The sequence below is a fragment of the Aquimarina addita genome (assembly GCF_039539305.1).
Classification (GTDB): domain Bacteria; phylum Bacteroidota; class Bacteroidia; order Flavobacteriales; family Flavobacteriaceae; genus Aquimarina; species Aquimarina addita.
Genome location: NZ_BAABCW010000002.1, coordinates 368,409 through 382,911 on the forward strand (window position 1 = coordinate 368,409; position 14,503 = coordinate 382,911).

The 14,503-nt window shown below is 34.0% G+C and carries 11 protein-coding genes; 5 read left to right on the forward strand and 6 right to left on the reverse strand.

The window, feature by feature from the left end; all coding sequences use genetic code 11:
• The first annotated feature begins 149 nt into the window (after positions 1-149).
• The 4 genes from dinB (at position 150) to ABD816_RS04320 (ending at position 5,081) form a co-directional block, all read left to right on the forward strand.
• Positions 150-1,235: a DNA polymerase IV gene (dinB, locus tag ABD816_RS04305; protein WP_425549107.1), complete on the forward strand. Its 1,086-nt coding sequence runs from the start codon at positions 150-152 to the stop codon at positions 1,233-1,235.
• Between the two features lie 327 nt (positions 1,236-1,562).
• On the forward strand, positions 1,563-2,231 hold the full coding sequence (locus tag ABD816_RS04310) for a succinate dehydrogenase cytochrome b subunit (RefSeq protein ID WP_344925058.1): 669 nt from the start codon (positions 1,563-1,565) through the stop codon (positions 2,229-2,231).
• 12 nt (positions 2,232-2,243) lie between these two features.
• Positions 2,244-4,259: a fumarate reductase/succinate dehydrogenase flavoprotein subunit gene (locus tag ABD816_RS04315; protein ID WP_344925060.1), complete on the forward strand. Its 2,016-nt coding sequence runs from the start codon at positions 2,244-2,246 to the stop codon at positions 4,257-4,259.
• Positions 4,260-4,334: 75 nt separating this feature from the next.
• Entirely contained in the window at positions 4,335-5,081 is a 747-nt protein-coding gene (locus ABD816_RS04320; protein WP_344925062.1) for a succinate dehydrogenase/fumarate reductase iron-sulfur subunit, read from the forward strand.
• 168 nt (positions 5,082-5,249) lie between these two features.
• Here ABD816_RS04320 and ABD816_RS04325 read toward each other — a convergent pair whose 3' ends face one another.
• Together ABD816_RS04325 and ABD816_RS04330 are read right to left on the reverse strand one after the other, a co-directional pair.
• On the reverse strand, positions 5,250-6,068 hold the full coding sequence (locus ABD816_RS04325) for a Rossmann-fold NAD(P)-binding domain-containing protein (RefSeq protein ID WP_344925063.1): 819 nt from the start codon (positions 6,066-6,068) through the stop codon (positions 5,250-5,252).
• Entirely contained in the window at positions 6,061-8,454 is a 2,394-nt protein-coding gene (locus ABD816_RS04330; RefSeq protein ID WP_344925065.1) for a M28 family peptidase, read from the reverse strand. Before ABD816_RS04330 ends, ABD816_RS04325 begins: the two co-directional genes overlap by 8 nt.
• A gap of 259 nt (positions 8,455-8,713) precedes the next feature.
• Here ABD816_RS04330 and ABD816_RS04335 point away from each other — a divergent pair, with 259 nt between their 5' ends.
• On the forward strand, positions 8,714-9,184 hold the full coding sequence (locus tag ABD816_RS04335) for a CBS domain-containing protein (protein ID WP_344925067.1): 471 nt from the start codon (positions 8,714-8,716) through the stop codon (positions 9,182-9,184).
• A gap of 203 nt (positions 9,185-9,387) precedes the next feature.
• Here ABD816_RS04335 and ABD816_RS04340 read toward each other — a convergent pair whose 3' ends face one another.
• From ABD816_RS04340 to metG, 4 genes are all read right to left on the reverse strand, one after another.
• Positions 9,388-9,738, reverse strand: coding sequence for a hypothetical protein (locus tag ABD816_RS04340; RefSeq protein ID WP_344925069.1), 351 nt, complete (start codon positions 9,736-9,738; stop codon positions 9,388-9,390).
• Positions 9,739-9,870: 132 nt separating this feature from the next.
• Positions 9,871-10,773: a histone deacetylase family protein gene (locus ABD816_RS04345; protein ID WP_344925070.1), complete on the reverse strand. Its 903-nt coding sequence runs from the start codon at positions 10,771-10,773 to the stop codon at positions 9,871-9,873.
• Between the two features lie 6 nt (positions 10,774-10,779).
• Positions 10,780-12,300, reverse strand: coding sequence for a hypothetical protein (locus tag ABD816_RS04350; protein WP_344925071.1), 1,521 nt, complete (start codon positions 12,298-12,300; stop codon positions 10,780-10,782).
• A gap of 72 nt (positions 12,301-12,372) precedes the next feature.
• On the reverse strand, positions 12,373-14,439 hold the full coding sequence (gene metG, locus ABD816_RS04355) for a methionine--tRNA ligase (protein WP_344925074.1): 2,067 nt from the start codon (positions 14,437-14,439) through the stop codon (positions 12,373-12,375).
• Positions 14,440-14,503: the final 64 nt, after the last annotated feature.

Sequence of the window (14,503 nt, forward strand, 5' to 3'; positions counted from 1 at the left end):
GTATTCAGTGAAATTTGATAACTTTTATGGTTGTTAGACTCCTATTTTTATAAATTTCTGTTTAAATAGTGCATTTTTTTAATCAAAAAATGTATCAGATTGAAAATGTAATACGCTTAAAAATCTATTATTTTTGTAAAGTGAATACCATATCTTCTAATAGAAAAATTATACATGTAGACATGGATGCATTTTATGCTTCTGTAGAGCAATTAGACAATCCTGATTTACGGGGAAAACCAATTGCAGTAGGAGGCAGTGAGAAAAGAGGAGTGGTGAGCGCTGCTAGTTATGAAGCACGTGTTTTTGGAGTAAGATCGGCTATGAGTGGGGTTCTGGCCAAAAAATTATGTCCAGATCTTATTTTTGCAAAGACTCGTTTTGATCGATATAAAGAGATCTCGGCTCGGATTCGTAGTATATTTTTTGAGTATACCGATTTGGTAGAACCTTTATCATTAGATGAAGCATATCTGGACGTTACTGAAAATAAAAAAGGTAATCCGAGTGCATCCTTAATCGCCCAAGAGATTCGGCAACGAATTTATGATGAGGTAGGGTTAACTGCGTCTGCGGGAATATCTATCAATAAGTTTGTAGCTAAAGTCGCTAGTGATTATAATAAGCCCAATGGACAAAAAACGGTAAATCCAGAAAAAGTCATTGAATTTTTAGAAAATCTGGATGTCAAAAAGTTTTATGGTGTAGGAAAAGTGACAAAGGCAAAAATGTATGGATTAGGCATATATACAGGAAAAGATCTCAAAACAAAATCTGAAGACTATTTGATACAGCATTTCGGAAAATCAGGTGGATATTATTATAACATCGTAAGAGGAATTCATAATAGTCCTGTAAAACCTAATCGTGTGCGGAAATCTCTTGCAGCAGAGCGAACCTTTAGTGAAAATATTGCTTCAGAAATATATATGTTAGAGCGATTAGAAAGTATTGCAGAAGAATTACAAAAACGTTTAAAAAAAAGTAAAGCAGCGGGAAAAACTATAACTCTAAAGATTAAGTACAGCGATTTCTCTGTACAAACCCGTAGTAAAACATTACCCTACTATGTACATGACGCCTCTATATTATTAGAAACGGCTAAGGAATTATTGTATCAGGAAAAAATGAAAAACTCCGTACGGTTATTAGGAATATCATTATCTAACCTAAATACAGGAACAAAAAAAGAGAAAGAAGTAATAGAAATTATACAGTTACGTTTTGATTTTTAGTTAAGAGATTCAATTCTTAATCAATATAATTGTTATCGATTCTGCTTTGAAGTAGTTTTAAACTTTTGGAACTATTAGATTGCTTTTAGCAGATTAAAATCTTTTCTTCTTTAGGCTGGTATTAAACCAAAACTAACGGATACTTACTGGTGTGATTATTTTTTGTTTAAAGTTTGTCTCATTTTGCAAACGATTTCGCAATCATTATTAAACAAATTCAGAATTCTATTTTAATTCATTATAAATACTGTAATAAGATAGTAAAGTCTTGTTAAAAACAAGTTTGAAGCTTATTTTTGTTGCTCAAAATTTTAAATGATTTAAATAATGAGTGGATTGATAAAATCTTCAATAGCCAGAAAGGTAGCGATGGCACTTTCGGGACTTTTCTTAGTATTCTTCTTGTTACAACACTTCAGTATTAATTTTACTTCGATTTTTAGCCCTGATCTATTTAATGAGTTATCTCATTTTATGGGTACAAATCCGATCGTTCAATTTGCATTGCAACCGGTACTAATTTTTGGAGTAGTTTTTCATTTTGTGATGGGATTCATTTTAGAAATTAAGAACAGAAATGCTAGAGCTGTAAAGTATGCTAAGTATAATGGAGGCGCTAATGCTTCCTGGATGTCTAGAAATATGATTCTATCGGGATTAGTGATTTTAGCATTTTTAGGATTACACTTTTACGATTTTTGGGTTCCGGAATTGGTACATAAGTATGTAGAAGCACATCCAGAAGATCCTACTCGTTATTATCATGAATTACAAGATAAATTTATAAGCCCGGTGAGAACAGGTTTATACATTATTTCTTTTGTATTTCTTGCCTTGCATTTATGGCATGGATTCGCATCTTCGTTTCAGTCAGTTGGTTTTAATAATAAATTTTCTGTAGCTGCAACTAAATTTGCAAAAGCATTTGCTATTGTGATTCCATTAGGATTTATCATTATTTCTATTGTATTACATTTATCTAAACATAGTCACTAAAACCACTTTATTATGTCAATTTTAGACTCTAAAATACCCGAAGGTCCACTGGCTGATAAGTGGACAAATTATAAGAATAAAATTAATCTGGTAAATCCGGCGAATAAACGTAATATAGATATTATTGTCGTTGGTACTGGATTAGCAGGAGGAAGTGCTGCCGCAACTTTGGCAGAACTTGGATATAACGTAAAAACATTTTGTTATCAGGATTCTCCACGTCGTGCGCATTCTATTGCGGCACAAGGGGGAATTAATGCAGCAAAGAATTATCAAGGAGATGGGGATTCTAATTACCGTCTTTTTTATGATACTGTAAAAGGGGGGGATTATCGCTCCCGAGAAGCAAATGTGTATAGATTAGCAGAAGTTTCCAGTAATATTATTGATCAATGTGTTGCTCAGGGAGTACCTTTTGCCAGAGAATACGGTGGGTTATTAGATAACCGTTCCTTTGGTGGGGTATTAGTTTCCAGAACTTTTTATGCTAAAGGGCAAACAGGACAACAATTATTGTTAGGAGCGTATTCGGCAATGAATCGTCAAATTAATAGAGGGAAGATACAAGCTTTTAACCGTCACGAAATGCTGGATTTAGTGAAGGTAGATGGTAAAGCAAGAGGGATTATCGCCCGAGATATGGTAACTGGAGAAATTGAGCGTCACGCTGCTCATGCAGTAGTATTAGCCACGGGTGGTTATGGAAATGTATTTTTCTTAAGTACCAATGCAATGGGAAGTAATGTGATGGCTTCTTGGAGAGCACACAGAAGAGGTGCTTTCTTTGCGAATCCTTGTTACACACAGATTCATCCTACGTGTATTCCAGTATCCGGAGATCATCAGTCTAAGCTGACTTTAATGTCAGAATCTTTGCGTAATGATGGTCGTATCTGGGTGCCAAAGCGACTTGAAGATGCAGAAGCAATACGTGCGGGTAAATTAAAACCAACACAATTAGCAGAAGAAGAAAGAGATTATTATTTAGAACGTCGTTATCCGGCATTTGGTAATCTGGTGCCACGTGATGTTGCATCCCGAGCAGCGAAAGAATGCTGTGATGCTGGTTTTGGAGTAAATAAAACAGGTGAAGCAGTGTATCTTGATTTTGCAGCAGCAATTCAACGATATGGTAAAGAAAAAGCATTGACTTCTGGAATTCATGATCCTTCTGCTGCGCAAATATTAGAATTAGGAGAAAAAGTTATCGAAGATAAGTATGGTAACTTATTCCAGATGTACGAAAAGATTGTGGATGAGAACCCATATAAAACACCTATGATGATTTATCCTGCTGTGCATTACACAATGGGAGGTATCTGGGTCGATTACAATTTACAAACCACCATCCCTGGATGTTATGCTGTAGGAGAGGCGAATTTCTCGGATCACGGAGCAAATAGATTAGGAGCTTCAGCATTGATGCAAGGATTGGCAGATGGGTATTTTGTATTGCCATATACAATAGGAGATTATTTGTCTGATGATATCAGAACAGGAAAAATACCTACAGATACTCCAGAATTTGAGCAAGCAGAAAAAGACGTAAATGATCGCATTAAAAAATTAATGAGTGGATCTGGAGAACATTCTGTTGATTATTACCACAAAAAATTAGGTAAAATCATGTGGAATAAATGTGGGATGTCACGTAATGCGAAAGAATTACAAGAGGCAATCGATGAGATTTCAGCATTGAGAGCTGATTTCTGGAAGAGCGTAAAAGTTCCTGGAACCGCAAATGGGCTAAATCAAGAGTTAGAAAAGGCAGGTAGAGTAGCTGATTTCTTAGAGTTAGGAGAGTTATTTGCTAAAGATGCATTAAATCGTAACGAATCTTGTGGAGGTCACTTTAGAGAAGAATCTGTAGAGTTAGATGGTGAACAGAAAGGAGAAGCATTGAGGGATGATGAGAATTATAAGTATGTAGCTGCCTGGGAGTATAAAGGAGAGCCAAAGGATGCAGTACTTCATAAGGAGGAGTTAGTTTATGATAATATTGAATTGAAAACACGTAGTTATAAATAGTTGATGGTTGATCGTTGTTAGCTTACGGATATTCCTAACTAGCAACCAACAACTGACAACCAAAAACTAAGATATATGAATCTTACATTAAAAATATGGCGTCAAAGTGATGCTAAGTCACAAGGGAAGATAGTAGATTACCCAGTAAAGGGTATCGAAGGAGACATGTCTTTTTTAGAAATGTTAGACGTGTTGAATGAAGAATTAATTAATAAAGGAGAGGAGCCGGTTGTTTTTGATCATGACTGTAGAGAAGGTATTTGCGGTTCTTGTTCATTACAAATTAATGGAGAGCCTCACGGACCAGATCGTTTAGTTACTACCTGTCAATTGCATATGCGTAAGTTTAATGATGGTGATACCATTTTTATAGAGCCATTTAGAGCAAAAGCATTCCCTGTAGTAAAGGATTTAATGGTAGACAGAAGTGCTTTTGATAGAATTCAGCACGCAGGAGGATACATTTCTGTAAATACATCGGGTAATACGATTGACGCTAATGCGATTCCGGTTAATAAAGAAGACGCTGATGACGCTTTTGCTGCCGCTACTTGTATTGGTTGTGGTGCTTGCGTTGCTGCCTGTAAAAATGCATCTGCAATGTTATTTACATCTGCAAAAGTTTCGCAGTATGCACTATTACCACAAGGACAAGTAGAAGCTACTGATCGTGTTTTAGCCATGGTGAATCAGATGGATGAGGAAGGTTTTGGTAACTGTACGAATACAGGTGCTTGTGAGATCGAATGCCCTAAAGGAATTTCTTTAGAAAATATTGCACGTATGAATCGCGAATACTTATCCGCTAGTCTAAAAGGATAATTTATTTCTATAGAATATTATAGAAACTCCAAATCTGAAAAGGTTTGGAGTTTTTTTATGAAAATTTTAAAAAAAATTATGAGAGATTGGAATGATTAAATTATCAATATTCCATTTCAGAGAAGTGGTTGGGTAATTAGTTTTAACGTGCACGGTTGTTTATTAGAATTATCTAGAAATCAAATCTTTTATAAACTTATATTCTAAAACTTTCTCCATTGTACTGGCATCTATAATTTTACCCTTAGAAATTGTATCATAATCATAATCAGGGATAGGTAACTCCATTTTTTTACAAACGGCACCATAATATGCTGCTTTTGCTGGGTGATTAGGTGAGGACGCATTAAAAATATGATTCCAACTATTAGTTGTTATGATTCTATTGATAATATGGATACAATCTTCTCGATGAATCAAATTCACAGGAGCTAATGGGTTTTTAATACCTTTTCTTTTAGATAACATAGTGGCAGGATGTCTGCGCTCATCAAATAATCCTGCAAAACGAAGAACCGTTGTTTTAAAACTAATAGTATTCTGTAAAAGTAGCTCTGCAGCTATTAATTGTTTTCCTGCATTATGAGATGCATCAGGAAGGCTTTCTGTGGTAATTACAGGATAATCCAGACGATCTGCGTACACTGAGGTAGAACTTATAAAAAGCACGTTCTTAATAGATGAGTTTTCAATATGAGGTATCAGGTTTTGAATTTTGGCTACAAAATTACTATCCGGGTTTCTTCGGAGTCCAGGAGGTACATTTATAATCAGAATTTCTGATTCTTCTAAAAATGCATTAATACTCCCTTTTGTTGCTGATTCGGTTAATGAAACTAGAAAAGGAGATATCCCTTCCTTTTGTAGACTATCTAATTTTGATATAGATGTGGTTGAGCCTTTTACCGTATAATTTTGATCTATGAATGCTTGTGCCAATGGTAATCCTAACCATCCGGTACCAAGTATGCTTATTTGTTTATTCATTGGCTGTAGTAGTCGTTTCTGGCGGTGTTACTAAAGTCATTGTAGTTGAATCGGTCTTTTTCTCCTGATAAACCAGTCGTATTGTTTTTTTAGTCATAATAGCATCATTTATAAAAAATGGTTTTGGAATCATAGCGGGACTGCGCTCTGGAATGGAAAATAAATCATGTGTAAGCAAATCATAGGAGGATTCATAAATTACCAGTTCAGGAACTGAATCTTTATGAAATTGCATGTTTAGTTCCAGTGGTTCCTTATTTCTGATGTGATACGTTAGTAAGCGGTTATCGTGTCTTTTTGTAAATACATTGTAAATCTTTCCATCCGTATGCATTTTATCTGTAGGGGTAACTCCATTTGCCCGAAGGGTTTCAAAATTAAATGATTTTTGCAGAAATAAATCCATCCGGTTAATTGCACGTTGTGGACGGATACAGATATCAAGGTGTCTGATGTTTCCTTGAATACTGTCAAAGGTAGTTTCAACAGTAACAGAGGTAAATTGTTTTACGGGGGCTTCATTTATATATTGAAACAGATTGCTGTATGCACTTTCGAGTGCATTCTGACCCCAACTTTCTCTTAGATTAGCCGTGGGGTTTATATAGTTTCTAGACCAGTGATCTAATGTGTAGTCATAAGAAGCCCAATATGCTTTGTTTTCATCATTATTCATTATATATACTAGACTATTGGGTTTTTGTCTCTCATCATTAAAGCCAGCTTTAAAATGAGCGATTAATAAACAAAGGAATGCCAAAATAAAAGCTGTAATCCCCAATATTTTTTTATGCTTGTAGAAACCTAACACTGGTAATAGAAATGAACATAGTAATACAGTCAATAATGAAGATAGAAATATAGCTCTAATTCCTAAGGCTACAGGAAAATTAGTAATAAAAGGTGTAAGTATATATATTGATGGAAGAGATAAGAGTACCATCAGTAATGAATATGGTTTTTTCTGGCGGATCAACACGAATAAACTAAGAAGGCTAAAAAATACAGGAATAATAAAATAACTGGCTCCTGGTAGAAAAAAAGCGGCAGCACCACAAATAACTATCCAAAATAACAAAGGAGCGATCATGATTGCAGGCAGTTGTTTTTCGGCATCCATTTTACGATATATAATAAAAAAAGTGGCTACGGATAAGAAAACTGTAGCCGCAATATAATAGTATCCATTATAAGGAAAGCCGTGTAAAATATCATTATAGTGAGGAAATATAAAAAAGATAATTTTCCATAAGCAAAACCCCAATATACTAGCAATAATATAGGAAAGACTACAACTGAAAAACCCGCGCTTAACAGCTGCAAAAGTAATACGATATGTAGCTCCACCATATATAATCAGACCTATATATAATAAAATTGCCATCACAAGTAAAGGAAATATCCAACTGAAAGGATATTTTATAATATTAAATACAGGTGAATTAAAGTAGATAAAGTCTTCTTTTGATGTGAGATTGGTAATGTCAGAATTAGAAAAATAATTAAGTAAGGGCATCAAATAACTGCCTTGGTGTTGTAATGTATTTAAATCCAGATTGTCCCAGGTATCGTTTGCCGAATGATAATCAAAAAAATCATCTATAAACGCAAAGTTATATCCGGATATATTTCCTTGTTTTCTAAAAACGGTTAAATCAGTATCATTAGGGAGTAATTTATAGATACTATATGCTAAAGAGTTAGTGACTGGATACGTTGGGTTAGCCCTGGAAAATTCTTCAATAAGTTTTCCATTCTTACTATTAGTCTCCATAAGCATATAGGATGTGCCTCCGCTACCTCTGGCTTCAAAATTAAGAACAAGTCCTATATCTTTTGCCCAGGGATGTTCTGAAACAAATAAACCAGCACCATTGAGACCTAATTCCTCTCCATCTGTAATACAAATAATAATATCATTTTTTGGAGTTTTATTTTGTGCAAGAAAAGCGCGCACACCTTCCAGAATTGTAGCTACACCACTGCCAGCGTCACTGGCACCATAAGAAGAGTGGGGACTACTATCGTAGTGAGATAGTAGCAGTAAAGCTTTACCCTTAGTAGTTCCTTTAATTTTAGCAATAATGTTTTGAGGTTTACTCATACTTCCTCGGTCACTTACTGCAAATCCTTCCTGAATTTCTGGAGATAATCCGATTTTTTTAAGTTGATCTATAATGTAGTTTTTGGTATCTTCATGAGCGTAACTACCTATATAATGCGGTGCTGTAGCAATTTTTTTAACATGTTCCAGAGCACGTATGGTAGAAAACTCCTGAGTAGGAGTATCTGATCCAGAAATTTGTTGAGGCATACTGCTATAAAATGTATACCAGATAAAACCCAGAATGAATATAAATGTAGGAACCGAAAGTTTATTTTTCATCAGATGTGGTTACTATACGTTGTATACATACAAAAATATGTAGGTCTAATTTACCAGAAACAATCAAGTTTTGCTAATTTAATGCACAAATGATTTCTTATTAGTGCATTAAAAAACATCTAATAATCACTTATCATTTCTCATTTTTTAAAAGTTAAAAGATACAGAATAAATGCTATCTAAATAAAAACCAGTTTGATAAGTACTAGGAAAGTATAAGAAAATGACTATATTTAAGATTCACTAAATCACTATTGTTATGGGAATAATAAGTTTTCAAGGTGCTCGTCCTAAGAGTAAAAAGCAGGATGGCACATTAATTAAGGTTTCAGATTACATGTCCAGAAAGTTAATCACGTTTACACCAAACCAGTCTGTTATGGAAGTCATGGAGACTTTAGTAAAGAATAAGATTTCTGGAGGGCCTGTAGTAAACGAACGTAATGAACTACTAGGAATCATTTCTGAGGGAGATTGTATTAAGCAATTAAATGAGAGTCGGTATTATAACATGCCAATTAATGATGCGAATGTAGAAAGGTTTATGGTTAAGGATGTGGATACCATAGACGGTAATGCCAGTATTTTTGATGCGGCCAATAAATTTTTAGAGAGTAAACGTAGAAGATTTCCTATTCTGGAAGAGGGTAAACTTGTAGGGCAAATTAGTCAGAAAGACGTTATGAAGGCTGCGCTAAAAATGAATAGTCAAAATTGGAGAGATGTATAATACAAGACTAGTTTTGATTGGTAAACCTCAGAATCATTTGTAGTAAAACCGATAATGTGGTTATAAATAAGGTTTTGGAAGAATATCGATCCGTAAGTTAGATCGAATTCTTTCCAATTTCTTGTAAAATACTTTATGAACTTATATCTAAATTTTTTTGTATAATTTTTCTATTGTACATAAATCTCAACTATCAACTTGTATTAGCTACTTCTTTTGACTAATGCATAGTATTCATTTTCTAGAGGAAGATACCCTTGATTATAAACAAAGTAATAGACGGTTCCCACCTTTGTAGTATAAATACTGGTAAAAAAATTAAAATCAAACCCTTTAGCTATCAATTTTGTTTTTGTAGTTTTTGTTTTTTCTTTAGGATTCAATTCCTCCAGAATTCTATAGTTTTTTCGCAGACGGTTATTAATATTCCGTACTAGATTTTTATCATTTTTATTGATCTTATTGTTATATGCATTTCTACAATAATCGCTACAGAATTTTTTATCAGCTCTACCTATGATTTTTCCTCCACATTCCGGACAATCTTTTTGCATATATTAGAAATTAGAAAACTAAGATACTATTTTTATTTATGAGCAAAATAGTTCGAGTATATCAAGTCGTTTTAGTAATTAGGGTGAGGATCACAAAAATAATACATCGATTTTAATTCAGAAAATAGATTTTTAAAAATAAATATGTTGAGCAGCTCTAAAAGTGTTCGAATGCGCTTCGATAATAGTTTTGATATCTGGAGAGTATCCGCCGCCCATAGAACACATGACAGGTATTTCTAAATCTTTACAAGTTTGTAATACAAAACGATCTCTTTCCTTACAACCACCAATCGTACACCCTAAGGTTCCTAGTTTGTCACTATCTAGAATATCAACTCCTGAAAGATAAAATATGAAATCGGGTTTTTCCTTATCGATGAGAGAAGGTAATGTGTCTTTTAATATTTTAAGATAATCCTGATCATTGGTGTCTTTAGGAAGTGGAATATCCAGGTCAGATTGTTCTTTTTTAAAAGGGTAATTGCTGGCTCCGTGCATAGAGAAAGTAAAGACTTGATCATCATGAGCAAAAATCTCTGCAGTTCCATTTCCTTGATGAACATCAAGATCTACAATCATTACTTTTTTTGCTAACCCTTGCTTAAGTAGGTGCCTAGCTGCAATTGCCTGATCATTTAATAAACAAAATGCTTCTCCGTGATCTGTATAGGCATGATGAGTGCCGCCAGCAATATTCATTGCAATTCCATATTGAATTGCATAGTTAGCGGCTTTAATGGTACCATCCGCGATCATAACCTCTCGTTTCACAAGTTCTTCTGATAGAGGAAAACCTATTTTTCGGACTTCTTTTGGAGATAGCCTTAGTGTAGTCAGCTCTTGATAATATTGGGAGGTATGAACGTCTAATATCGGCTCAGGAGATGGAATTTCCGGAGTAAATAAATTTGCTTCTGTACACGTCCCTTCATAAAGTAATTGATGGGGTAATAGGTCATATTTGATCATCGGAAACCGATGCCCTTCTGGTAATGAATGTTTATAGATGGGGTGATATGCGATTTTTAACATGAAATTTCAATCTTGAAATGTATAAATCTTATATGCTTTTGCATCCGCATCAAAAAAACCATAATGAATATTATTATAATGGATAAAAACATTGACAACCTTTATCCTTTTTCCTAGAGTGTCCTCAAAATCATTTATGTTATCATATACATTTCTTTGAACATCTCCTTCAAGATGTTCAAAATTTTCGTCAAATAAGCAATTTATATAGGTAGATTTAGTTGAACTATAGCCATTATAAGCATAGTATGTAGGATTGAAACCTACAGAGACCATTTGTGAGCCAGCGTTTCCTGTTGTTATAGTTATACCTCCTCCAAATCCTGGTGCAAAACCACCTCCTCCGGCATCTACTGAAACATTATTAATTTCTTTAGTTCCTCCCAGAATAATATTGTATTCATTATTTACTTTATATACTGAAATTCCTAAATTTGAAGAGGATATCTTTCTAAGATATTTTGCTGTTTTTTCCATTTCACGGATTCGGTTTTCAGTTAAAGCAGGAAACATTCCTCCACCTTCTTGAATAATTGGTGAGTTTTTAAAAGTAATAGAATCTTCTTTTGTAATAGCATATTGTTTAATGATTTCATGTGTGGAAATATCTGTTATGGTAAACTTCATTTTTTGATTAGAGCTGGCTACTTGAAAAATTTTATTCTCAAAAATATAGGAATTACTTTTCTTATACCCTTCCTCACGACTTGCTGGCTTATCAAAAGAGGTTAAATTTGTTTCAAAGGTTTCCAAATTGATAAAAGCTACTGTCGTTTTCTTATCATCTTTATCAAAACTAAATATCAATTGATTATCTATCAGATATAGTTTATTAACTTCAGAAGTAGTTTCAATAACATTAGGATTTTGAGGTTCAATTTTCTTTAGACTAATTTCTGATTCCTCGAAAAGATTAAAATCACTATTAAGTGGATCAGCTGCTGGCTGCAATTGCCGATAAATGTTCTTTGATTTTGGATGTTTTATTTTTGCTAAAGAAACTGTTTTCTTTTCCACATTATAATCTTTATCAAAGCTATAAAGATTAAGATTTGAAGTTTTTTTTGTTACCGTAAGCAAAAACATTTTATTCTTATAATTGACAGCTTCCAGGAAAACCTCACCTTTTAGCTTGAAATCCTTTAGAATTTTTATCGTAGATGACTTTTTTGAAAAGTCAAATTCTAAAACACCGAATTTAGATCTATTTGTATTGCTGAAAAAAATCGAATATACAGAGTTCTCAACATTATAGCCTAAAAGATTTTTATATTTAGAAGATAATGATTCAGTATTAAATTTAGATACTTCTTTATATGCAGCATCAAGATGTAAGCCTTTAATTTGATTCCCTTCTTGAAACAAAAGTACCAAATCATTAGTAACTTGATTGGATAACGAGTAGGATTCTTTTTTAGAGGAAAATCTATGAGAAAAACCATCAACTAATTCAAACACTTTTTTCTGTGCGATTAGGTTGTGTAAAAAGCATAGTGTAAGTATGGTGAAAGTGATCCGTATTTTCATATAGTTTCAGTTTATTAATAAGTGTCTCAAGATCAATAAATATTACCTTTTTTTGACACTATTTTTCAACAGTTAACTAATTACAGCTCCAGGATTCACCCCATCTGTATCAGGATTAAGAAAAACTAGTTTCCCATCAGGAGTTTCTGTCATTAAGATCATACCCTCGCTTTCTACCCCACGTAATGCTCTGGGTGCTAGGTTAACCAGAACTGTTACTTTCTTACCAATTACTTCTTCTGGAGTAAAATGTTCTGCAATCCCTGAAACAATGGTGCGTGTATTAATACCTGTGTCTACTTTTAAGATTAGTAATTTTTTTGTCTTAGTCATTTTTTCCGCCGATACGATCGTTCCAATTCGCATATCTAACTTGGTAAAATCATCAAACGTAGCAGTTTCTTTTTGTGGTTCTACTATCTTGTTTTCTGCCTCATTAGCTTTTTTAGTCGCTTCTAGTTTATCTAATTGTTTCTGTACATCAGCATCTTCTATCTTAGAGAACAAAAGTTGTGATTTTTTAACCTGATGTCCGGCAGGAAGGAGTACTTCTTTTGTTGAAATTTCGTTCCAATCTATTTTTAGTTCTTTTCCATTAGTACCTAGCATATTTTTTAATTTCTCTGAGGTAAATGGCAAAAAAGGTTCTGATACGATTGCTAATGCAGCAGTGATCTGTAAAGCGACATACATAATCGTTTTTACCCGCTCTTCATTTGTCTTTACTAATTTCCAGGGTTCTTCATCCTGAAGATATTTGTTGCCTAATCGAGAAATATTCATCAATTCCTGACCTGCTTCTCTAAATCGGTAGCGTTCTATAGAACTACTAATTACAGCGGGATATGCTTTAAGTTCTGCTAATGTTTGTAAATCTAGTTCTGAGAATGCATTAGGTGTAGGAACGATACCATCATAGTATTTATTAGTTAATACAACAACACGGTTCACAAAATTCCCAAAATTCCCAACTAATTCACTATTATTACGATCTTGAAAATCTTTCCAGGTAAAGTCGTTATCTTTAGTTTCAGGTGCATTTGCTGTTAACACATATCTCAATACGTCTTGTTTGTCAGGAAACTCTTCGAGATATTCGTGCAACCAGACTGCCCAATTTTTTGAGGTAGAAAGTTTATTTCCTTCCAGATTTAGGAATTCATTAGCTGGTACGTTTTCTGGTAATATATAGCTTCCTTCTGCTTTTAGCATACTAGGGAAAATTATACAGTGAAATACAATATTATCCTTACCAATAAAATGGATTAATTTGGTGTTTTTATCTTTCCAATAAGGTTCCCAATCTTTTCCTTCTCGTGTAGCCCATTCTTTTGTAGAAGAAATATATCCGATTGGCGCATCAAACCAAACATACAAAACTTTTCCTTCTGCTCCCTCTACAGGAACAGGAATTCCCCAGTCTAAATCTCTTGTTACTGCTCGAGGACGCAATCCATCATCTACCCATGATTTAATCTGACCATATACATTAGTTTTCCAATCTTTTTTATGTCCTTTTAATACCCATTCTCTTAAGAAATCTTCATATTGATCTAGAGGTAAATACCAGTGTTTTGTCTGTTTAAGCGTCGGTTTTGCACCAGAAATAGTGGATGTAGGATTGATAAGTTCTGTTGCATTAAGAGAACTTCCACATTTTTCACATTGATCTCCATAAGCCTCTTCATGTCCACATTTAGGGCATGTACCTACAACAAATCTATCTGCAAGAAATTGGTCAGCCTCTGCATCATATAATTGCTCAGATGTTTCTTCAATAAATTTTCCATCATCATATAATTTTCTGAAGAATTCTGAAGCTGTTTCGTGATGTACAGGAGCAGAGGTTCTAGAATAGTTATCAAATAAAATTCCAAAGTCTGCAAAGGATTTTTTTATGATCGCATGATACTTATCAATAATAACTTGTGGAGAAACTCCTTCTTTTCTAGCACGCATCGGTATAGCAGCGCCGTGCTCATCGCTACCGCATATAAATGCCACGTCTTTTCCTATCATTCTTAGATATCGGGAGTAAATATCTGCGGGTACGTAAACTCCTGCTAGATGCCCTATATGTATTGGTCCATTAGTATACGGTAATGCTGCTGTAATGGTATATCTTCCTGGTGTGCTCATAACGCTTATAAAAATAAGGCACAAAGGTATGAAATAAGCCATAACTATAAAGAGGTTGTTGTAC